This window comes from Janthinobacterium sp. SUN026, from assembly GCF_030397625.1.
Lineage (GTDB): Bacteria > Pseudomonadota > Gammaproteobacteria > Burkholderiales > Burkholderiaceae_D > Janthinobacterium > Janthinobacterium kumbetense.
Window position 1 is genome coordinate 576287 of sequence record NZ_JAPQNU010000003.1, and the last position, 20858, is coordinate 597144.

A 20858-nucleotide genomic window follows, 5' to 3' on the forward strand; every position below is an offset into this window, starting at 1 on the left:
AAATGGAGCGGTGCTGGGAAGTGTCTATGATACCGCGATTAGCAGCCGGGCTGCACTCGGTGCAGCGCCAGCAACACCCCGGCGGTAGCGGCGATTTTTTCCAGCAGCGCCTCGTCGTAAGGCAGCCACGGCACGGCGGCCAGCTTGTTCCCCTTCGCGAGCACCTCGGTCGCCACCTCGGCGCCGTCCAGCGTGACCCTGCCGGTGGTCAGGTGGATGGCATGCCTGCCCACCAGCAGGTGACGGGGCTCGAGCGCCATGCGCCCTGCTTCGATCTGCTGCCCAAACACCTGACGCAGCACGGTGCGCCGCATGCCCGCCATCGGACCCGGGGGCAAGTTGGCCAGATAAGACAAGCGCTCTTCGCGCTGCATGCTTTGCTCTTCTTCCACCAGCGCCAACGCGCTGGCGCTGACCAGCAGATCCACCGCGCGGCACGCTTCCGAATAGGCCACAAGCGCCAGCGGCATCATCTGCACGGGCGCCAGCCCGTTGGACGTGCAGGCGCCGCCCGCGCCTGGATAGACGCGTCCCTCGAGGCGCAGCAATACGCGCCAGGCGCCGAACCCGCGCGACAAGCCTTCATCGTCGTCCAGCCGCCAGCCTTCGCGGCGGGCCAGTCCCAGCAAGGTAGGCAGCGACAGCTGGTAACCGGAAAAGGGGGCACTGCCGTCGCCGGGCGGTGCATATATTTCACGATACACCTGGCGCAGTGGCTGGCGCACGCGCCGCTGTGTAACCAGCGCCTGCCAAGCGGCGCGCTGCTCCCCGTTGCCGTGCAGGGGATGCCACAGGCCGATCTCGCCTTCTCCCTGCAGCGGCACATCCGCCGGCTGCCCCCATGCATCGATGGCACCCTCGCCATCGAGCATGAAAGCCTGGCCGTCGCCCGTGCGCCAGACCAGCGCGCGCGCCACCGTATCGATATCGGCATCGTCGCGCAAGGCGCGCCATTGATCCAGCCCCAGACGCACATCGCTGGCATAGCCCGCTTCCAGGCGGCGCGCCAGCATGGCCTGGCGCCGCTTGCCCATGGGGCCGGGCATGCCGATCCGCCAGGCGATATCGGGCCGTTCGGCCAGCGCCCGTTCGGCCGGTTTCAGATTGCGGTCCAGCTTCTTGCGGATGCCCGCATGGCGCACCTGCGCCAGCGCCGTGCGCAGGGCCAGCAAGCTTTCCGGCGTGGGGATGGTTTCCACCGCATGGCCCAGCGCCATCGCCAACGACTGCGACGGCGCGCTCTTGGCCGTGCCGGGCGCAACGCATACCAAGGGCAGCAAGACGGTGATCACGGGCCTGAACCATGCATCATCGCGATAGGCGGCGACCCGCGCGGCGCGCGCCAGCACTTGAGAGTCTGCCGTGGCAAAGGCGGCATCGGCCGCATACGGCACACCGCCGTCATGGATGGCGGCGATATGGCGTGCCGCCTGTTCCAGTATCGTGCGCGCAAATTCGACATACGCCGCATCGTCGGCCAGCACGACGGCGGGATCGGCCTCGCCGATACTGTCGCGGCTCCAGTGGCCGCTGTAGCGCGAGCCGGCCAGCGCCAACAGGGACGCTTGCGCCAGCTGCGGCAGCAATTCCAATTCATGCAAGGTCAATGGCATCGGATAAAGGGCGTGACGATCCTCCATTGCCTGCGCAAATTGCGCAGGGGCGTCGCCGCCAGCAAGGCGCGCCAGCAGGTAGGCCTGGTAGGGGCACTCGGCCCAACCCGAGGTTTTGCCGAGAATGCGCCGCGCCTGCCCCGCCGTGCCTGCCGGTGCCTCGCCCTGCAGGCAGGCCAGACAGCCGATGACATACTCCCATTCCCGGTTGTAATCGCCGGCCGCGTCCAGCGCATCAAGGAACATGGCGCCTGCCAGCGCCGGCGCCAGGTTCATGCTGGTCGCTTGTGCCAATAGCGCCGTCGCCAGCTCGCGCCGCGCCGTATCGTCATGGCCGAAGCGCGCCGCGCGATGCAACGCCCCCCAGATGGCGCCCAGTTCTTCCGGTGTCCAGTCGTTGAAATCGACGGGCGGCCCCGCGAATCGCGCATGCTCGACAAAGCCGCCATCGAGGCGTACGCGCAGGGCTGCGGCACGCGTGGTCTCAGATGGCATCATCGGCCTCGTAACGGCGCAAGCCTTCCAGGTCCAGCACGCGAATGCCGCCGTAATCGAGGCGCAGCAAGCCTTTCTTTTCCAGCACCTGCAAGGCCTGGTTGGCGCGCTGGCGCGAAGAGCCCGACAGCAGGCCGATTTCCTCCTGCGACAGCTGCACCAGCGTCTCCACGCCAGGGTACAAGTGCGAGTTGAACATCGACGCCAGGCAGCGCGCCACGCGCGTGTTCAGGTCCAGCAAGCGTTCGTTTTCCACCATGCCGATGAACTGCCCCAGGCGCTCGTTGAGCTGCATCAGCAGGAAGCGCGTAAACGGCAAACTCGTTTCCAGCAGCCAGTGGAAGGTGGCGCCTGGCAGGCGCGCCACGCGCGTGTCGCGCAGGGCCATGGTGTCGTATTTGCGGATTTCATTCTTCAGCAATGAACCTTCACCGAACCAGCTGCCGGGCGGCACGCCGATGAAGGTCATGGCCTTGCCGGAGGCGGAAAAGTTATTCATCTTGACCATGCCGCTGATGACGCCGATCCAGTTGTCCACCGGCTCGCCCTTGCGGCACACAAAGCCGCCTTTCGGCACGAAAGTCTCGAACACATCCGCCTCGACCCGGGCCATTTGCACGGGGTTGAGCAGCTGCGCCCAGTTGGCCGCGCGCACGGCATCCTTGAGACTGATATCAGGGTAGGTCATTGTGCGATGCACCATCGAAAAGTGGGTAAATGTCCCCGAAAAGACAACTTGGCAAACTAACGCAAGCTACTATCATTGCACAAACGCCTTACACATAAAAAACACAGAGCGCCATCCAACGAGGTGGGGCCTGAGACAAGCAACAGGGAGACACTGGTGCAAACGAATACCACAGCAACAATGCCGACTTTTCCGCGGCGCTTATTGCAACACGGGACAGTACGATCCGACAAGCCCGCCTTTCGCGAAAAACACCTGGGCATCTGGCAAACCTGGACCTGGCGCGAGGTCAACGACGAGGTGCGCGCGCTGGCCTGCGGCCTGGCCGCCATCGGCTTCCAACGCGGTATGAACCTGGCCATCATCGGCGACAACCGTCCCCGCCTGTACTGGGCCATGCTGGCTGCGCAAAGCCTCGGCGGCGTGCCCGTGCCACTGTACCAGGACGCGCCGGCCGCCGACATGGCCTATGTGCTGCAGGATGCGGAAATCCGCTACGCCATCGTAGAAGACCAGGAGCAGGTCGACAAGCTGCTCGAACTCAAGGCCCTGTATCCGCACGTCGCCCACATCGCCTATGACGATGAACGGGGCATGCGCCATTACCGCCAGCCGGAACTGATGTCGTTTGCCGCACTGCAGACGCTGGGCCGCGCGTACGACCGCGAACATCCGGGCTTTTTCGACGCCGCCGTGGCAGCGGGCCAGGGTAGCGACTCCGCCGTGATCCTGTACACCTCGGGCACCACGGGCAAGCCGAAGGGCGTGTGCCAGAGCCACACGGCGCTGCTGGCCGCAGGCGTTGGCGGCGTCGCCTTCGACCAGCTCACCGACGAGGAAGACATCCTGTCCTACCTGCCCATGGCGTGGGTGGGCGACTGCCTGTTCTCGCTGGCGCAAGCCATGGTGGCCGGCTTCACCGTCAACTGCCCCGAATCGGGCGACACGGTGATGATCGACATGCGCGAAATCGGCCCCACCTGCTACTTTGCGCCGCCGCGCGTGTTCGAGAACATGCTCACCAGCGTGATGATACGCATGGAAGACGCCAGCAGCATCAAGCGCCACATGTTCAGCCATTTCATGGACGTGGCCAAGCGCTGCGGCGCGCAGATTTTGGATGGCAAGCCAGTCTCGCTGGCGGACCGCCTCAGCTACAAGCTGGGCGAGCTGCTCGTCTACGGCCCGCTGAAAAACGTGCTGGGACTGTCGCGCGTGCGCGTCGCCTACACGGCCGGTGCCGCTATCGGCCCCGACCTGTTCCGCTTCTACCGCTCCATCGGCGTCAACCTCAAGCAATTGTACGGTTCCACCGAAACCTGCGCCTATGTATGCCTGCAGCCGGACGGCAATATCAAGTTCGACAGCGTCGGCTTGCCGGCGCCGGGCGTGGAAGTCAAGCTGGCGGCCAATGGCGAAGTGCTGGTCAAGTCGCCCGCCACCATGAGCGGCTACTTCAAGCGGCCCGATGCCACCGCCGAAGTGATCGACGACGACGGCTATTTCCATACGGGCGACGCGGGCGTGTTCGACGGCGAAGGCCACCTGAAAATCATCGACCGCGCTGCCGACGTCGGCAAGATGAATTGCGGTGCCATCTTCGCGCCCAACTACATCGAAAACAAGCTCAAGTTCTTCCCCTTCATCAAGGAAGTGGTGGCTTTCGGCCATGCGCGCGACCAGGTGTGCGCCTTTATCAACATCGACATCGAAGCGGTGGGCAACTGGTCCGAACGGCGCGGCATCGCCTACTCCGGCTACACCGACCTGGCGGCGCGCGCCGAGACCTATGGCCTGATCCGCGACTGCATCGAGCAAGTCAACGCGGAACTGGCAGCCGATCCCTTGATGGACCGCACGCAAGTGCACCGCTTCCTCGTGCTGCACAAGGAACTCGACCCGGACGACGACGAGCTGACCCGCACGCGCAAGGTCCGCCGCAAATTCATCGCCGAAAAGTACGCAGTGCTCATTTCCGCCCTGTATGAGGGCAAGGCAACGCAATACATCGAGACCCAGGTGAAATTCGAAGATGGCCGCCTTGGCTCGACCAGCGCCAACCTGCAGATCTGGGACAGCAAAACGTACCGGCCCCAGGGCCTGGCCGCATGATGGAGCACAGCACGATGCAAATGAACGAACCCGACGCCCATTTCGGCACGGCCCGCAAGACGGGTCCCGTGATCCTCGACCTGAAGAACATCTCGCTGTCGTTCGGCGGCGTGAAAGCCCTTACCGACATCTCGTTTGACGTCAAGCAGCATGAAATCCGCGCCATCATCGGCCCGAACGGCGCGGGCAAAAGCTCGATGCTCAACGTGATCAATGGCGTGTACCGTCCGCAGCAGGGAGAAATCATCTACCGGGGCGAACACCGGCGCGGCATGGACTGCTACCAGGCTGCCAAGTCCGGCATCGCGCGCACCTTCCAGAACATCGCCCTGTTCAAGGGCATGACGGTGCTGGATAACATCATGACGGGGCGCAACCTGAAGATGAAGTCGAATTTTCTCTTGCAAGCCCTGTACTGGGGCCCGGCGCGGCGCGAGGAAATCGAGCACCGCAAGAAGGCCGAGGAAATCATCGACTTCCTGGAAATCCAGGCCATCCGCAAGACGCCCGTGGGGCGCCTGCCCTACGGCCTGCAAAAACGGGTGGAGCTGGGCCGCGCCCTCGTGGCGGAACCGGAAATTCTGCTGCTGGACGAACCGATGGCCGGCATGAACGTGGAAGAAAAACAGGACATGTGCCGCTTCATCCTCGACGTCAACGACCAGCTGGGCACGACCATCGTGCTGATCGAGCATGACATGGGCGTGGTGATGGATATCTCCGACAGGGTCGTGGTGCTCGATTACGGCAAAAAGATCGGCGACGGTACGCCCGACGAGGTGCGCAGCAACCAGGATGTCATCAACGCCTATCTCGGCGTGGCGCACTAGACGAGGAATAGCAATGAATATCAATTTTTTCTTTGAAGTGCTGATCGGCGGCCTGCTGTCGGGCGTCATGTACGCGCTGGTGGCGATCGGCTTCGTGCTGATCTACAAGGCTTCGGGCGTATTCAATTTTGCCCAGGGAGCGATGGTGTTTTTCGCTGCCCTCACCTGCGTCGGCATCATGGACAAGTTCGGCCTGTCGCTGTGGCTGGCGATCCCGCTGACGATGCTCACCATGATCGTACTGGGCATGGCGATTGAAAGAGTGGTGTTGCGCCCGCTCGTCAACCAGCCCGAAATCACGCTGTTCATGGCCACCATCGGCCTGACCTTCTTCATCGAAGGCCTGGCACAGCTGATGTGGGGCTCGCAAGTGCACAAGCTGGACCTGCCCATCGAAGACGTGCCGATGCAATTCCTGATGGACCGCTTCGACATCAACATCTCGCAGTTCGACCTGATGGCGGCCGGCATCTGCGCGCTGCTGGTGATTTGCCTGGCCTTGCTGTTCTCGAAAACCAAGGTGGGCCGCGCCCTGCGCGCCGTCGCCGACGACCATCAGGCGGCACTGGCGGTCGGCATCCCGCTGCAGCGCATCTGGGCTGTGGTGTGGGGCGTGGCGGGCCTGGTGGCCATGGTGGCCGGCTTGCTGTGGGGTGCGCGCAACGGCGTGCAATTCGCCCTCACCTTCATCGCCTTGAAAGCGCTGCCCGTGCTGATCCTCGGCGGCTTTACCTCGGTGCCGGGCGCCATCGTTGGTGGCCTGATCATCGGCGCGTCGGAAAAGCTGGCCGAAGTCTATCTGGGCCCCATGGTGGGCGGCGGCATCGAAGGCTGGTTCCCGTATGTGCTGGCCCTGCTGTTCCTGCTGGTGCGTCCGGAAGGCCTGTTCGGCGAAAAGATCATCCGGCGCATCTGACGCCGCACCGCCGCCGCATGATGCATACGACGCACCCATCACAAAGGACACGCCATGATTTACCGTGAAGCAGGACAATTCAAGACCAGCTACCAGGCTGACAACCAGATTTTCCCGATCCGACAAGACCGCCTGGCGCTGACGGCCACGCTCCTCGTCGCCGTCTTCCTCCTGCCGTATTTCGCCTCGCCCTACATGCTGTCGGCGATCCTGATCCCCTTCCTGATCTTCGCCCTGGCGGCGCTGGGCCTGAACATCCTGACCGGTTACGCGGGCCAGCTGTCGCTGGGCACAGCCGCCTTCATGGCCGTGGGCGCGTTCGCCTCGTATAACTTCATGGCCCGCCTGCCGGGATTGCCGCTGCTCGTGTCGTTCATCCTCGGCGGCCTGTGCGCGGCCATGGTGGGCATCGCCTTCGGTCTGCCCTCCCTGCGCATCCGCGGCTTTTACCTGGCCGCCTCCACCCTGGCGACGCAGTTTTTTGTCGTCTGGTGCCTGACCAAGATCCCGTATCTCACCAACTACAGCTCCTCGGGCGTGATCACGGTGCAGAAGATGACCATCCTCGGCTACCAGTTCGATACGCCGCAAAGCAAATACCTGCTGGTGCTGGCCATCGTCGCCGGCATGGCGCTGCTGGCCAAGAACATGATCCGCTCGAACGTGGGCCGCTCCTGGATGGCCGTGCGCGACATGGACATGGCGGCCGAGGTGATCGGTTTCCGCCTGATGCGCACCAAGCTCCTGGCATTTGCCGTCAGCTCGTTCTACTGCGGCGTGGCCGGCGCGCTGTATGCATACGCCTACCTGGGCACGGTGGAACCGGAAGCGTACAACCTGGACCTGTCCTTCCGCATCCTGTTCATGATCATCATCGGCGGCGTCGGTTCGATCCTCGGTTCCTTTCTCGGCGCGGCCTTCATTGTGCTGCTGCCCGTCTTCCTGAACACCATCGCGCATGGCCTGGCATTGCCGACCAGCGTGGCCTCGAACCTGGAACTGATGGTGTTCGGCGCGCTGATCATCTTCTTCCTGATCGTCGAGCCGCACGGCCTGGCCAGGCTGTGGCAGATCGCGAAGGAAAAGTTGAGACTCTGGCCCTTCCCCCATTAAGTTTTTGCAGTCGATGTCGGTTCACTTGAATACCAAATAAAACAAGAGGAGACACACAATGAAACACATCAAATCGCTCATGCTGGCCGCCGCCATCGCCAGTGCCGCACTCACCATGGCCGGCAGCGCGCAGGCGCAGGACAAGGAGCAGTACATCGCCCTGCCATCCTACCGCGTGGGTCCCTACGCGGCCGGCGGCTCCGGTTTCTACGGCGGCATCATCGACTACTTCAACCTGGTCAACCAGGCCGGCGGCGTGAATGGCGTCAAGATCAGCTGGGAAGAATGCGAAACCGAATACAACCCCTCGCGCGGCGTGGAATGCTATGAACGCCTGAAAACCAAGCAGGGCGGCGCCACTCTGGTGGAAACCCTGTCCACGGGCGTCGCCTACGGCATCCTCGACCGCGTGGCGCAAGACAAGATCCCCATGACGATGATCGGCTACGGCCGCTCGGACGCCGCCAACGGCAAGGTCTTCCCCTACGTATATCCGCTGATCTCCAGCTACTGGAGCCAGGCCGCCGCCATGATCAAGTACCTGGGCGACAAGGATGGCGGCATGGACAAGCTGAAGGGTAAAAAAATCGTCCACCTGTACCACGATTCGGCCTTCGGCAAGGAGCCGCTGCCCGTGCTCGAAGCGCTGTCGAAACAATACGGCTTCGAACTGGTGAAAATTCCCGTCGCGCCGCCAGGCAGCGAACAGCAATCGCAATGGCTGCAAATCCGCCAGGCCAAGCCGGACCACGTGATCCTGTGGGGCTGGGGCGTGATGAATTCCGTCGCCATCAAGACGGCGCAGCGCAACGGCTTCCCGCGCGACAAAATGCTGGGCGTCTGGTGGGCCGGCTCCGAGGAAGACACGATTCCATCGGGCGACGCAGCCAAGGGCTACACGGCGATGACGTTCAATACGCCGGGCAACTACCCCGTGCTCGATGACATCCGCAAGAAACTCTACGCGTCCGGCAAGGGCAACCTGTCCGACCAGTCGCGCATCGGCTCCGTCTACCACATGCGCGGCGTGACGGCCGGCATCCTGTGGGTGGAAGCGATCCGCACAGCGCAGGAAAAATTCGGCAAGGGCAAACCGATCACGGGTGAGCAGATGCGCTGGGGCCTGGAAAACCTGAACGTCGACGATGCGCGCCAAAAAGCAGTGGGTGCGCTGGGCATGTTCCCCACCGTGAAGACCAGCTGCGACGACCATGAAGGCTCGGGCGCCGTAAAAGTGCAGCAGTGGGATGGCAAGAAGTGGACCGCCATCACGCCGAAGTGGATCGTCGGCGACAAGGCCCTGGTGCGCAAGCTGGTCGAGGAATCCTCGAACAAGTACGCGGAAGAGAAAAAGATCACGCCGGCGTGCATGAAGTAATGCCGTAGGCGAGAGGAACCGGACCGGCCAACGCCGGTCCCGTGTTGAACATTTTAAAGAAGCAGCCATGACCCACACTGCCACGCAAGCCCCGACCCAGGCGGAATCGCCGCCGCCCTACCTGTCGGTGAACAATATCGAAGTCATCTACGACCACGTGATCCTGGTCCTGAAGGGCGTGTCGCTGCAAGTGCCGCAAGGCAAGATCGTGGCGCTGCTGGGCGCCAACGGCGCCGGCAAGTCGACCACCCTGAAAACCATCTCGACCCTGCTGCGCGGCGAACGGGGCGACGTCACCAAGGGCGAAGTCCAGTTCAAGGGCGAGCGCGTGGATCAATTGACGCCGAATGAACTGGTGAAGCGGGGCCTGTCGCAAGTGATGGAGGGACGCCACTGTTTCGGTCACCTCACCATCGAAGAAAACCTGCTGACGGGCGCCTACACGCGCAGCCTGTCGCGCGGCGAGCTGAAAGACGCGCTGGACAAGGTGTATCACTACTTTCCGCGCCTGAAAACGCGGCGCAGCAGCCAGGCCGGTTACACCTCGGGCGGCGAACAGCAGATGTGCGCCATCGGCCGCGCACTGATGGCCAAGCCGTCGATGATTTTGCTGGACGAGCCGTCGATGGGCATCGCGCCGCAGATCGTCGAAGAGATCTTCGGCATCGTCAAGGACCTGAACCACAAGGAAAACGTGTCTTTCCTGCTGGCCGAGCAGAACACCAACGTGGCGCTACGCTACGCCGACTTCGGCTACATCCTGGAAAACGGACGGGTCGTGATGGAAGGACAAGCCCAGGAACTGGCCAGCAACGAAGACGTCAAAGAGTTTTACCTGGGCGTGTCCAGCGCCGGGCGCAAGAGCTTCCGCGACATGAAGTTCTACCGCCGCCGCAAGCGCTGGCTGGCCTGACGCAGGAGGCAAGTCATGGACCTGGAACGGGCGAAGCAAGTGTGCCGCGGCTTTCGCGGCGCAACGCAAGACATCAAATGGAGCAACGTGCTGGCGTTTTGCGTCGGTGGCCGGATGTTCGCGCTGTGCGGCGCGGAAGCGCACAGCACGCGCGGCATGAGCTTCAAGGTCGATGCGGAACGCTTCCTGGAATTGACGGACCGCCCCGGTTTTCGCCCGGCGCCCTACCTGGCGCGGGCCAAATGGGTGCTGGTTGCCAGTCCCGACGCCCTCGACGACGACGAAATGGCCGCCCTGCTGCAGCACTCATACAGCCTGATTGTTGCGGGGCTGACGAAAAAAATGCAACGTGACATTGGAGAATCCGCAACATGACCGATACGCTCGACAGTCTGGAAGCACGCGCCCCCGAGGCGCGCGAACGCGAATTGATGGCCGGCCTGCCGCAGCTGATCGCGCGCGCACAACAGGCGCCGGGCTGGGCCCGCATCCTCGATGGCGTCAATGCAGCCGACATCACCAGCCGCGCCGCGCTGGCGCAGCTGCCCGTGACGCGCAAGTCCGACCTCAAGCAGTTGCAGCACGCGCAACTGCCGTTCGGCGGCTTGAACACGACGCCGAAAAACGCCCTGTCGCGCGTGTTCGTCTCGCCCGGCCCCATCTTCGATCCCGAAGGCCGCAGCCCCGACTGGTGGCGCTTCGCGCGTCCCATGTATGCAGCCGGCGTGCGCGCCGGCGGCTTGCTGCAGAACTGCTTTTCGTATCACTTCACGCCGGCCGCCTTCATGGTCGAAGGCGGCGCCGCGCGCATCGGCTGCACCGTCATCCCGGCCGGCATCGGCCAGACGGAAATGCAGGTGCAGGCGATGGTCGACCTGAAGCCCGACACGTATATCGGCACGCCGTCATTCCTGAAACTGATCATCGAGAAGGCGCGCGAAATGGGCGCCGACATCAGCAGCGTCACCAAGGCGGTGATGGGCGCGGAAGCCTTGCCTGAATCCTTGCGCAGCTGGTTTGCCGAAAATGGCGTGCCGCACGTGTTTCAGACCTATGCCTCGGCCGACATCGGCAGCATCGCCTATGAAACGGCCAGCAATGGCAAGCTCAATCCCGGCATGGTCGTTGACGAAAACGTGCTGCTGGAAATCGTCCATCCGGGCAGCGGCATTCCCGTCGCGCCGGGCGAAGTAGGCGAAGTGGTCGTCACCGTCTTCAATGCCGACTACCCGCTGATCCGCTTCGCCACGGGAGACTTGTCCGCCGTGCTGACGAACGCGCCGGAGTCGCCGTGCGGCCGCACGAATACGCGCATCAAGGGCTGGATGGGGCGCGCGGATCAAACCACCAAGGTGCGCGCCATGTTCGTGCATCCGTCGCAGGTGCATGAAATTGCACGCCGCCACCCGCACATCAAAAAAGCACGGCTGGTGGTATCGGGGCGCATGGCCAACGACGAGATGACTTTACATTGTGAAGTCGACGATCCGCTCGACACCAGCGGCACCGAAGCCATCATCGGCTCGATCCGCGAACTGACCAAGCTGCGCGGCGACGTGGTGCTCGTGGCCGTGGGCAGCCTGGCGCAGGATGGGAAAATCATCGACGACATGCGCGATTACAAATAAGGCCGATTTGCGGGATAATACCGGCATTGACCATCAGCCCCATTCATCGCCATGCAAGAGTCCATGCAAGAATTTCATCACAACCGTGCCCGTGACCTGATCAAGAACGCGGAACTTCTGTTCGACCAAGACGCCGTGCAGGCGTCGATCACGCGCATGGCCGATGTACTCAACACGCGCTTCAACGCCGAGGATTCGAAAGAGTTCCCGCTGGTGCTGGGCGTGATGGGCGGTGCCGTCGTCTTTACGGGCAACCTGCTGCCGCAACTGAGCTTTCCGCTCGAATTCGACTACATCCACGTGAGCCGCTACGGCGACGACGACAAGGGTGGCGAAGTGGTGTGGAAAGTCATCCCCCGCTCGAATGTAGCGGGCCGCACCGTCATCGTGCTCGACGATATTCTCGACGAAGGCGAAACCCTGGCACACGTCAAACAGCGCCTGCTGGACATGGGCGCCTCGGAAGTCATCCTGGCCGTATTTGCCGACAAGGCCATCGGCAAGAAAAAACCCGTGCAAGCCGACATCGTCGGCCTGGTGATTCCGAACCGCTTCGTCGTCGGCTTCGGCATGGATGCCTATGGCTACTGGCGCAACCTGCCGGGCCTGTGGGCCATCAAGCCCGAGGATTTGAAGCAGGAATAAGGATGGCTTGGATGACGCGGCATGCCGCGTCATCCGGCAGCAGCAGAGTTACAGCTTCAACCGCGCGCGCGCCGCATCGTATTCGGCTTTCAGGCGCGCCACCATCTCTTCCACGCTTGGCACGTCATCCATCAAGCCCACGCCCTGCCCCGCGCCCCAGATGTCGCGCCAGGCCTTGGCGCTGCCCGCGCCGAAATTCATCGCGCTCTTGTCCGCTTCGGGCAAGGCTTCCGGATCGAGTCCGGCCGCTTCGATCGATTTTTTCAGGTAATTGCCGTGCACGCCCGTAAACAGGTTCGTGTAGACGATGTCCGCCGCGCTGGAATCGACGATGGCGTCACGGTAGCCGTCGCTGACGTTCGATTCCTTGGTCGCCAGCCAGCGTGAACCGATGTAGGCGAAATCGGCGCCCATCGCTTGCGCGGCCAGCACGGCGTCGCCCGTGGCGATGGAACCCGACAGCGCCAGCGGGCCGTCGAAGAATTTGCGCACTTCGCCCACCAGCGCGAATGGCGACAGGGTACCCGCGTGGCCGCCGGCGCCGCTGGCGACCAGGATCAAGCCATCGACACCCGCTTCCAGCGCCTTTTTCGCGTGCCGGATCGAAATCACGTCATGCAGCACGATGCCGCCATAGCTGTGGATGGCGTCGAGCATTTCCTTGGGCGGCGCGCGCAGCGAGGAAATGATGATGGGAATCTGGTGTTTCACGCACACTGCCACGTCGTGCGCGAGGCGGTCGTTCGACTGGTGCACGATCTGGTTGACGGCGATCGGCCCGACTTTCTTGTCCGGGTTGGCGGCCTGGAAAGCGGCCAGTTCGGCCTGCAAGTCCGTGAGCCAGGTGTCGAGCAATTCGGCGGGACGCGCATTCAGGGCCGGGAAGGAACCGACGATGCCGGCCTTGCACTGCGCCGCGACGAGGGCCGGGCCGCTGGCGATGAACATCGGCGAGGCGATAACGGGTAAGGAGAGGTTTTGCAACGCAACAGGCAATGCCATGGCGGACTCGCTGGAAAGTTGATCGGACGTGAAAGACACACTGAACGTTGATTATAGTGCAGAAAAAGTACGATCGTGCTGAATTTATCGCACCGCCGCTTCAACCCTCGTTGAGCAAGTACTCAGCCTCGACGCGTGCCGCTACGGCCCTCACCAGCTGGGACACGGCCCACTCCGCCAGCGCGGCCGCCTCCTGGCGCAGAAAGCGCCGGTTGGCTTCCTCGAAGATGGGCATGCCACGCAACAGGGCCGGTATATCGGCGAGGGCGATGCGCTGGCGTTCCAGCAGCAGGAATTTCAGCAGCACCTTCACGGCGTTCTGCGCATTGCGCACGGGATCGGACGCCAGGTAATCGAGGCGCGAGTACGCGCGCTGCAGGGCGCCGGCGGCATCCATGAATGGCCGCCCGTGGCCTGGGATCACCACGCGCACGTCCAGGCTGGCGATCAGGTCCAGGGTGGCGCGCGCTTCCAGAAAGCCGGAGCCGCCATCGAGTTCCGGAAAGATCACGCCGAAGCCGTTTTCCCACAGGGCGTCGGCGGAAATCAGGATGCCCTCCTGGGCGCAGTAAAAAATCAGCGAGTGCGGATCGTGGCCCGGCGCGCCCAGCGCCTGCCAGGCCATGTCGGCCAAGGTCAACGTGTCGCCGGGCGAGACGGTGGCGTCAAAGCCGAAGCGCGGGCATTGCTGGCCCGTGGCCTGGAAGCTGAGGGCATCGATATCCCAGGCGCGCACCTTGTCCGCTTCCGATACGGGAATGGCCGTATGGCAGCCGTATTCGGCTTGCAGCAGCGCGTTGCCGCCGCAATGGTCGGAGTGCAGGTGCGTATTGAACAAGCGGTCCAGCGGCCGGCCTGCCAGGCTGTGGCGCAGCAGGGCCAGGGTTTGCGGCGCATGCGTGACATAGCCGCTGTCGATCAGGGCCGTGTCGTCCCTGCCTTGGAACAGGATGTTATTCGACGACAGCCAGCCGCGTTCGAACACCTGAATGGAATCGGGGAACAGCGCTGGCGATCGCGGCATGGGCTTCCTCAGTAATCGGGTTCGAAGTCGAGCAGGGATTCGCGTCCAGGCAATTCGGCCAACACGGCGCGCTTGAAGCCGTCGTCGGCCTTGCTCCAGGCGATGATCTCGTCGAGCGTGCGCAGGCAGCCTTCGCACAAGCCGCTGTTGCGGTTCATCTTGCACAAGCTGACGCAGGGCGACGGTACCGGTGACGGCAAGGGGAGCGGAACGGCTGGCGGAGGTGGGGTAGCGACCATCATGGAGCGGCATCGGTAAACGTGAAGGCATTCATTATGCCGCGAAACCGCGCCGGCGAGTCGGCAGCAACGCCCTGCAATGACACTGTCAACATATTTTCCGATGAAAAAAATAATCAAAAATATATCTTTTAAAAATTTATTTTATGCCCCGTATCACTCTGCGGGAGCCCGTCCTACAGCGTGATCAGACCAGATCCTGCTTGACTCGAGATATTTCAGAACTATACTACCATCCATACAGATGGCAATTGGATGCCACGTGGAGTTTTTGGAGAGATATGGCCAAGCAAGACAGCAAGCCCAAAATTGGGGAATCCGAGAAAATCACGATCAACCTCGGCTTGATCGACCTGGGGCAGATCGATTTGCTGGTCCAGGAGGGATTTTATTCCAACCGCACGGATCTGATCCGTACGGCCATACGCAACCAACTGGGTACGCACGCCGACGTGGTGAAACAGACCGTCGCCCGCAAAAGCCTGGTATTGGGCATGCAGCATTATTCGCGCGCCGACCTGGAAGCGATCCAGGCAGCCGGCCAGCGTCTGCAGATACAGGTGCTGGGACTGGCCAGCATCGCCAGCGACGTCTCCGTGGAACTGGCACTGGCCACCATCGAGTCGATCTTCGTATTAGGTGCCCTGCACGCCAGCACCGTCGTCAAGACGGCGCTCGCAGGGCGAATTCACTAGCGTATTGGTTCGCGGCGATGACCCGGCCGATGCGCGGCACCGTTAAGGATGGTCATGAAACTACCTCTCAACATGTTGGCGCAGATGCGCGCCGCAACCCGCAATCTGTTGGGCAGCGGTCCCGCCGCCGCCACCGAAGCGATCCAGCAGGCGCTGTCCGCCGCCGGCCTGGCGCCGCAGGCGGCGTCCACACAGCAGCCGCCGATGCGCGATATCAATCAGCCACCTGCGCCACCATCTGCGGCAGCGCAACCGCAAGCTGACGCCGCGCCCCCCACACCCGCGCAGGCGGCGCAGGACTTCGCGCAGGATTTCATGGCGCGCTTGGGCGTGCCGGCAGGCCTGGGCCAGCACAGCTTCGACATGCCCAGCTTCGAGCTGCCAAACTTCCACCCGTCCGGCTTCAACGCGCCGGCCGCCACGCCAGCGGAGATACCCGCCGGCGCGCAATTCATCGACGGCGTGTACCGCAACCATGCGGGCACGCGTTCGTACAAGCTGTATATCCCCAGCAGCTATCATGGCCAGGCCATGCCGCTGATCGTGATGCTGCATGGCTGCACGCAAAATCCCGACGATTTTGCCGCCGGCACGCAAATGAATGCGCTGGCAGAAGAAAAGGAGTGTTTTGTCGTCTACCCGGCGCAGACGCAGGGCGCCAACAGTTCGCGCTGCTGGAACTGGTTCAACGCCATCGACCAGCAGCGCGACCAGGGCGAACCGTCGCTGATCGCCGGCATCGCCCGGCAAGTCATCGACGACTACCCGGTCAACGAGCGCGAAGTGTTTGTCGCCGGCCTGTCGGCGGGCGGCGCCATGGCCGTCATCGTCGGCACCCTGTACCCCGACCTGTTTGCCGCTATCGGCGTGCATTCGGGTCTGCCCTTCGCTTCGGCGCAGGACTTACCGTCGGCGCTGGCCGCCATGAAGGGCGGCGCCATGCCCAATGCCCAGCGCAAGGCGCCGGCGGGCGGCGTGCCCATCATCGTCTTCCATGGCGACCGCGACACCACCGTCAACCCGCGCAATGGCGATGAACTGATCGCCCAGGGCGTGCGCAGCCAGTCGGGCGGCAAGGCGGCCAAAGCCGCTTCCGTCGATGGCAGCGTACCGAATGGCCACCGCTACACGCGCACCACGCACAGCCAGGCCGATGGCTCGCCGCTGGGCGAACACTGGGTCATCCATGGCGCCGGCCATGCCTGGTCTGGTGGCAGCGATAACGGCAGCTACACGGACGGCAAAGGGCCGGACGCCAGCCGAGAGATGCTGCGCTTCTTCAAGACCGTCAGCTGATGTTCTCGGCGAAGGGCGCGATTTGCCGCTGCTTGTCGGCGATCTCGCACACGCCATCGGCATAGCGGTTGGAGATGGCGATGAACTGGTCCTGGATCTGCAGGAAGGCGTCGACGATCTCGGCGTCGAAATGCGAACCGCGCCCCTCGACGATGATCTGCACGGCCTGCGCATGGTCCATGCCCTGCTTGTAGATGCGCCGGCTGATCAGGGCGTCATACACGTCGGCCAGCGCCATCAGGCGCGCCGAAATCGGGATGTCTTCGCCAGCCAGGCCTTGCGGGTAGCCGCTGCCATCCCATTTTTCATGGTGGCTGTAGGCGATCTCCTTGGCGTACTTGAGGAAATCGACTTCGATGCCCAGCTCGTGCTCGGCCGCCAGGATGGCGTCGCGTCCCAGGGTGGTGTGCGTCTTCATGATGGCCATTTCGTGCGGCTCGAAACGTCCCGGCTTGAGCAGGATATGGTCGGGAATGCCCACCTTGCCGATATCGTGCAGCGGCGCCGTCTTGAACAGCAGTTCGATATTCTTGTCCGTCAAAAAATCGTGGAAGCGCGGCAGGCCGCGCACTTTCTCGGCCAGCGCTTTCAGGTAGTGCGAGGTGCGGCGGATATGGTTGCCCGTCTCGCTGTCGCGCGTCTCGGCCAGCGAGGCCATCGCGTGGATAGTGACGTCCTGCAGCGCCGCCACTTCCTGCACGCGGCGCTCCACCTCCGTTTCCAAATACTGGTTCTGGTCGCGCAAGAAATCCTGCATCTGCTTCATCGCCAGCTGCGTCCTGATGCGCGCCAGCACGATGGGCGCCGAAATCGGCTTGGTGATGTAGTCGACGGCGCCCAGCGCCAGACCCAGCTGCTCGTCGGCCACTTCGCTCATGGCGGTGACAAAAATCACGGGGATGCCGGCCGTGGCGGGATCGGCCTTCAGCGCGCGGCACACGTCGTAGCCGCTCATGCCCGGCATCATGATGTCGAGCAGGATCAGGTCGGGCTGGTCGCTGCCGGCGGCGATCTTCAGGGCGCGTTCGCCATTGACGGCGATCTTGGTGCGGTAATCGTCTTCCAGCACCGCGCGCAACAGGTCGATATTGTCTGGCGTGTCGTCGACCACCAGAATGGTTGGCTTGCTTGCCGGCGCTCTCATGCCCGTCCTTCGCTCTGCATAGTTATCCTTGTCACAGTGTCAGCTCCAGCGCATCGGCCACCTCGCCCAGCTGCGCCAGCGCACCTTCGAAATCGTATTGTCCCAGCATGCGCTTCAACTGGCGCGCGTGTTCCGCCTGCCCAGCCGCGACCAGCACGGGGCCGATGCCGTCCAGGTGCTTGACGGCCTGCGCATCGTCCTGCAGCAGCAGCTGCGACAATTCGCGCAAGCCCGCTTCCAGCTGCGCCCGGTCCACCGCCGCCACTGGCGCCACCGCCGCGCCGCCCGCCTCGACCACATGGCCGCGCGACTGCATGGCCAGCACGATCTTCGGCACCAGCTCGTCGAGCGCCAGGGTGCAGGCGGCCAATGCCTGCGGCAAGCCGTCGTGCGAACCCAGGCTGAGCAAGTGCTCGACCCGCGCGGCGCTGTCGGCCAGGCCGCCGGCGCCGATATTGCCGGCCAGACCCTTCAGGGTATGCGCTTCGCGGATCGCCGTCTCGAGCTGGTTGTTCTCGATGGCGGCAACGATGCGCTGCATGGCGTCGAACTGGGTTTCCACAAAACGATCCAGCAATTTTCGCATCAAAACGGCATTGCCGCCCACGCGACGCATGGCTTCCGCCATTTTCAGGCCGGCGATCACGGGCAACTCCGCTTCCGGCTGCGCCACCACCGCCGTCATTGCCTGCGGCGTGGCCGGCGCGATCCAGCGCGCCAGGGTACCGAACAACTGCGCCACGTCGATCGGCTTGGCGATGAAATCGTTCATGCCGGCATCCAGGCATTTCTCCTTGTCGCCCACCATGGCATTGGCTGTCATGGCGATCACGGGCAAATTCGAATAACGGGGATCCTGGCGCAACTTGCGCGTCGCCTGGTAGCCATCCATCACCGGCATCTGGCAATCCATCAGCACGCCGTCATAGGCGTTTTCCTCGATCTTCGCCAGCGCGATGGCGCCATTGCCCGCGATGTCGACGCGGATGCCGGCGTCGTTGAGAATATGCTGCGCCACTTCCTGGTTGACTTCATTATCCTCCACCAGCAGCAGCCACGCGCCGCGCAAGGCGCGCTCGTCGTCGCGGTAGCTGCTCTGGCGCTGCGTCTTGCGGCTCTGCCCCGTCACGCCGCCAAACACGAACGATATCTGGTCGAGCAGGGTCGAGGCGCTGACCGGCTTGTTCAATACGCCGTCGAACGGCAAGTCCCGCTGGCGCGCCGCCTCCAGCAGCGCTTCGCGATAGAAGGCCGTGACCATGATGCAGGCCGGCGTCGCATCGATGCCGGCGGCATCGGCGCGGATGCCGGCCAGGGTATCGAGGCCGTTCATGCCCGGCATTTTCCAGTCCATCAGCACCAGTCCGTACCCTCGCCCCTCGGCGCGCGCCTGCGCCACGGCGCCGATGGCCAGCACGCCGCCAGACACGGCACGCGCCTCGAAGCCCAGCGCCGTCAGCATGCTGACGAAGATTTCACGCGCGCTGGGGTTGTCATCGACCACCAGCACGCGCAGGCCCTGGAATTGCTGCTGATGCTGCAGTTGCGACAGGCTGTCGCGCGGCACGGCGGCCAGGCCGAAGCGGGCCGTGAAGAAGAAGGTGCTGCCCACGCCCGCTTCGCTGACCAGGTCGATCTCGCCTTCCATCATTTCCACCAGGCGCTTGCTGATGGTCAGTCCCAGGCCCGTGCCGCCATGGTGGCGCGTGGTCGAGGTGTCGGCCTGGGTAAAGGCCTGGAACAATTTGCTGCGCTGGGGCGGCGTGAGGCCGATGCCCGTGTCGCGCACATCCACGCGCAAGACAGCCGCATGTTCTTCCAGCTGCTGCAGGCGGATGCTGACGACGATCTCGCCCTTGTCCGTAAACTTGATCGCGTTGTTGGTCAGGTTGATCAGCACCTGGCCCAGGCGCAGCGGGTCGCCCTGCAAGGCGTTCGGCACATCGGGGGCGATGTCGAACAGCAGTTCGAGCCCCTTGTCCTGGGCGCGCATCACGGACAGGTCGGCGATCTGCGCCAGCACATCCTCGAGGAAGAAATCGACTTTTTCAAAGGCCATCTTGCCCGCCTCGATCTTCGAGAAATCGAGGATGTCGTCGATGATGGCCAACAGGTTCTTCGAAGCCGATTCCACCTTCTCCAGGTAGTTGCGTTGGGCCGACGTGAGGTCCGTCTGCAGTGCCAGGTGGGTCATGCCGATGATGCCGTTCATCGGCGTGCGGATCTCGTGCGACATATTCGCCAGGAAGTCCGACTTCATCTTGGTCGCATCCTCGGCCACTTCGACGGCGTGGCGCAGGTCCTGCTCGACGGCCAGGCTGGTGCTCATGTCCTTGAGCGCCTGCAGCAATTCGCCCGTCTCGTCGCGCGACGTCACTTCGATGACGGAACTGAGGTCGCCATTGGCCACGCGCGTGGCAATCGCCACCGCCTCGCCCAGCGGACGCGTGATCGAGCGCGCCGACCAGGCAAAGGCGAGACCGGTCAGCAGGGCTGCCAGGCCGATGCCGCCCATCAGCAGCAGCGAGGTATCGATGTCATTGCGTATCCGGGCCGCGCTGTCGCGGATCAGCTGCTGCTGCAAGTCATCGAGCTGGCTTACGTACAGCAGCACTTTTTCCAGCACCGGCAAGGTCTGCGTCTGCATGGCCTGCTCGGCGCGGGCATCCTCGCCGCGCTCGACCAGTTCGAACATCGTCTTGAGCGACACATAGTAGTCGGCGCGCGCCAGGTGCATCTGTTCCAGCAGGCGCCGTTCCTCGGGCCGCGCATCGAGACCGTCGAGGATGCGCACCTGCTCATCGATGCCCTGCTTGATCGCCTCCAGGCGCGCCTGGTTCGCCTGGCGCAGTGCCGGCTCGTGCTGGCTCGGCAGGTTGCCGATGCGCGTGGCCGCCTCGCGCGCCAGTCCATGGATCTTGCTGGTGGCCTTGGCGGCGACCCAGTCGCGCTGCAGGATATCGTCGGTCTCGGCGCGGATGGCATAGATGCGGCTCCCCGCCAGGACGATGACGACCAGCATCAGCACGATCAAAATGGCATAACCGGCATTGATGCGCACGCCGATGCGGATATCCCTGAAACGCATAACTTTCCTGTAAGAAATTCCTAAAAATCGAAGTCTGAA

The 20858-nt window shown here is 63.4% G+C and carries 18 protein-coding genes; 11 read left to right on the forward strand and 7 right to left on the reverse strand.

Annotated elements, in window-relative coordinates; genetic code table 11:
* Positions 1-38: 38 nt before the first annotated feature.
* Together OX459_RS17350 and OX459_RS17355 are read right to left on the reverse strand one after the other, a co-directional pair.
* A complete protein-coding gene (locus OX459_RS17350; RefSeq protein WP_289905944.1) occupies positions 39-2111 on the reverse strand; it encodes a DUF4132 domain-containing protein in 2073 nt (690 codons plus the stop codon).
* A complete protein-coding gene (locus OX459_RS17355; RefSeq protein WP_251349718.1) occupies positions 2098-2721 on the reverse strand; it encodes a Crp/Fnr family transcriptional regulator in 624 nt (207 codons plus the stop codon). The genes OX459_RS17350 and OX459_RS17355 overlap by 14 nt, the downstream gene beginning before the upstream one ends.
* A gap of 255 nt (positions 2722-2976) precedes the next feature.
* On the opposite strand from OX459_RS17355, the gene OX459_RS17360 reads away from it, so the two are divergent.
* The 9 genes from OX459_RS17360 to OX459_RS17400 all read left to right on the forward strand — a co-directional run bounded on the left by OX459_RS17360 (position 2977) and on the right by OX459_RS17400 (position 12331).
* A complete protein-coding gene (locus OX459_RS17360; RefSeq protein ID WP_289905945.1) occupies positions 2977-4908 on the forward strand; it encodes an AMP-binding protein in 1932 nt (643 codons plus the stop codon).
* Between the two features lie 14 nt (positions 4909-4922).
* Positions 4923-5738: an ABC transporter ATP-binding protein gene (locus OX459_RS17365; protein WP_251349535.1), complete on the forward strand. Its 816-nt coding sequence runs from the start codon at positions 4923-4925 to the stop codon at positions 5736-5738.
* 19 nt (positions 5739-5757) lie between these two features.
* On the forward strand, positions 5758-6654 hold the full coding sequence (locus OX459_RS17370; RefSeq protein WP_198521486.1) for a branched-chain amino acid ABC transporter permease: 897 nt from the start codon (positions 5758-5760) through the stop codon (positions 6652-6654).
* A gap of 54 nt (positions 6655-6708) precedes the next feature.
* Positions 6709-7767 carry a branched-chain amino acid ABC transporter permease gene (locus OX459_RS17375; protein ID WP_034752817.1) on the forward strand — a complete coding sequence of 353 codons (1059 nt, stop codon included), beginning with the start codon at positions 6709-6711 and terminating at the stop codon, positions 7765-7767.
* Positions 7768-7825: 58 nt separating this feature from the next.
* Entirely contained in the window at positions 7826-9145 is a 1320-nt protein-coding gene (locus OX459_RS17380; RefSeq protein ID WP_099665905.1) for an ABC transporter substrate-binding protein, read from the forward strand.
* A gap of 67 nt (positions 9146-9212) precedes the next feature.
* On the forward strand, positions 9213-10058 hold the full coding sequence (locus tag OX459_RS17385; RefSeq protein WP_289905946.1) for an ABC transporter ATP-binding protein: 846 nt from the start codon (positions 9213-9215) through the stop codon (positions 10056-10058).
* A 15-nt stretch (positions 10059-10073) separates the two neighbouring features.
* Complete coding sequence (locus tag OX459_RS17390) at positions 10074-10433, forward strand: MmcQ/YjbR family DNA-binding protein (RefSeq protein WP_289905947.1); 360 nt, start codon at positions 10074-10076, stop codon at positions 10431-10433.
* On the forward strand, positions 10430-11686 hold the full coding sequence (locus tag OX459_RS17395) for an AMP-binding protein (protein ID WP_289905948.1): 1257 nt from the start codon (positions 10430-10432) through the stop codon (positions 11684-11686). The genes OX459_RS17390 and OX459_RS17395 overlap by 4 nt, the downstream gene beginning before the upstream one ends.
* A gap of 63 nt (positions 11687-11749) precedes the next feature.
* Positions 11750-12331: a hypoxanthine-guanine phosphoribosyltransferase gene (locus OX459_RS17400; protein ID WP_099377742.1), complete on the forward strand. Its 582-nt coding sequence runs from the start codon at positions 11750-11752 to the stop codon at positions 12329-12331.
* Between the two features lie 48 nt (positions 12332-12379).
* On the opposite strand, the gene OX459_RS17405 is transcribed toward OX459_RS17400, so the two are convergent.
* The 3 genes from OX459_RS17405 to OX459_RS17415 all read right to left on the reverse strand — a co-directional run bounded on the left by OX459_RS17405 (position 12380) and on the right by OX459_RS17415 (position 14515).
* Positions 12380-13333, reverse strand: coding sequence for a nitronate monooxygenase family protein (locus OX459_RS17405; protein ID WP_289905949.1), 954 nt, complete (start codon positions 13331-13333; stop codon positions 12380-12382).
* 100 nt (positions 13334-13433) lie between these two features.
* Positions 13434-14357 (reverse strand): MBL fold metallo-hydrolase, encoded by a 924-nt coding sequence (locus tag OX459_RS17410; protein WP_289905950.1) that lies wholly within the window; start codon positions 14355-14357, stop codon positions 13434-13436.
* Between the two features lie 8 nt (positions 14358-14365).
* Entirely contained in the window at positions 14366-14515 is a 150-nt protein-coding gene (locus OX459_RS17415) for a DUF1289 domain-containing protein (RefSeq protein WP_289905951.1), read from the reverse strand.
* A gap of 362 nt (positions 14516-14877) precedes the next feature.
* Between OX459_RS17415 and OX459_RS17420 the strand changes: the two genes are divergently transcribed.
* Together OX459_RS17420 and OX459_RS17425 are read left to right on the forward strand one after the other, a co-directional pair.
* Positions 14878-15291: a CopG family transcriptional regulator gene (locus tag OX459_RS17420; RefSeq protein ID WP_034752801.1), complete on the forward strand. Its 414-nt coding sequence runs from the start codon at positions 14878-14880 to the stop codon at positions 15289-15291.
* Positions 15292-15345: 54 nt separating this feature from the next.
* Entirely contained in the window at positions 15346-16587 is a 1242-nt protein-coding gene (locus OX459_RS17425) for a PHB depolymerase family esterase (protein WP_289905952.1), read from the forward strand.
* Here OX459_RS17425 and OX459_RS17430 read toward each other — a convergent pair.
* Together OX459_RS17430 and OX459_RS17435 are read right to left on the reverse strand one after the other, a co-directional pair.
* Positions 16580-17731, reverse strand: coding sequence for a two-component system response regulator (locus tag OX459_RS17430; RefSeq protein ID WP_289905953.1), 1152 nt, complete (start codon positions 17729-17731; stop codon positions 16580-16582). The genes OX459_RS17425 and OX459_RS17430 overlap by 8 nt on opposite strands.
* A gap of 31 nt (positions 17732-17762) precedes the next feature.
* Positions 17763-20819, reverse strand: coding sequence for a response regulator (locus tag OX459_RS17435; RefSeq protein ID WP_289905954.1), 3057 nt, complete (start codon positions 20817-20819; stop codon positions 17763-17765).
* Positions 20820-20858: the final 39 nt, after the last annotated feature.

What these genes read in the sequence shown, in the direction of transcription:
- OX459_RS17395 (WP_289905948.1), top strand. Translation starts at nt 10,430, where the DNA reads ATGACCGATACGCTCGACAGTCTGGAAGCACGCGCCCCCGAGGCGCGC.
- OX459_RS17365 (WP_251349535.1), top strand. Translation starts at nt 4,923, where the DNA reads ATGCAAATGAACGAACCCGACGCCCATTTCGGCACGGCCCGCAAGACG.
- OX459_RS17355 (WP_251349718.1), bottom strand. Translation starts at nt 2,721, where the DNA reads ATGGCCCGGGTCGAGGCGGATGTGTTCGAGACTTTCGTGCCGAAAGGC.
- OX459_RS17410 (WP_289905950.1), bottom strand. Translation starts at nt 14,357, where the DNA reads ATGCCGCGATCGCCAGCGCTGTTCCCCGATTCCATTCAGGTGTTCGAA.
- OX459_RS17425 (WP_289905952.1), top strand. Translation starts at nt 15,346, where the DNA reads ATGAAACTACCTCTCAACATGTTGGCGCAGATGCGCGCCGCAACCCGC.
- OX459_RS17430 (WP_289905953.1), bottom strand. Translation starts at nt 17,731, where the DNA reads ATGAGAGCGCCGGCAAGCAAGCCAACCATTCTGGTGGTCGACGACACG.
- OX459_RS17350 (WP_289905944.1), bottom strand. Translation starts at nt 2,111, where the DNA reads ATGATGCCATCTGAGACCACGCGTGCCGCAGCCCTGCGCGTACGCCTC.
- OX459_RS17390 (WP_289905947.1), top strand. Translation starts at nt 10,074, where the DNA reads ATGGACCTGGAACGGGCGAAGCAAGTGTGCCGCGGCTTTCGCGGCGCA.
- OX459_RS17415 (WP_289905951.1), bottom strand. Translation starts at nt 14,515, where the DNA reads ATGAACCGCAACAGCGGCTTGTGCGAAGGCTGCCTGCGCACGCTCGAC.
- OX459_RS17400 (WP_099377742.1), top strand. Translation starts at nt 11,750, where the DNA reads ATGCAAGAATTTCATCACAACCGTGCCCGTGACCTGATCAAGAACGCG.
- OX459_RS17385 (WP_289905946.1), top strand. Translation starts at nt 9,213, where the DNA reads ATGACCCACACTGCCACGCAAGCCCCGACCCAGGCGGAATCGCCGCCG.
- OX459_RS17405 (WP_289905949.1), bottom strand. Translation starts at nt 13,333, where the DNA reads ATGGCATTGCCTGTTGCGTTGCAAAACCTCTCCTTACCCGTTATCGCC.
- OX459_RS17375 (WP_034752817.1), top strand. Translation starts at nt 6,709, where the DNA reads ATGATTTACCGTGAAGCAGGACAATTCAAGACCAGCTACCAGGCTGAC.
- OX459_RS17380 (WP_099665905.1), top strand. Translation starts at nt 7,826, where the DNA reads ATGAAACACATCAAATCGCTCATGCTGGCCGCCGCCATCGCCAGTGCC.
- OX459_RS17420 (WP_034752801.1), top strand. Translation starts at nt 14,878, where the DNA reads ATGGCCAAGCAAGACAGCAAGCCCAAAATTGGGGAATCCGAGAAAATC.
- OX459_RS17435 (WP_289905954.1), bottom strand. Translation starts at nt 20,819, where the DNA reads ATGCGTTTCAGGGATATCCGCATCGGCGTGCGCATCAATGCCGGTTAT.
- OX459_RS17360 (WP_289905945.1), top strand. Translation starts at nt 2,977, where the DNA reads ATGCCGACTTTTCCGCGGCGCTTATTGCAACACGGGACAGTACGATCC.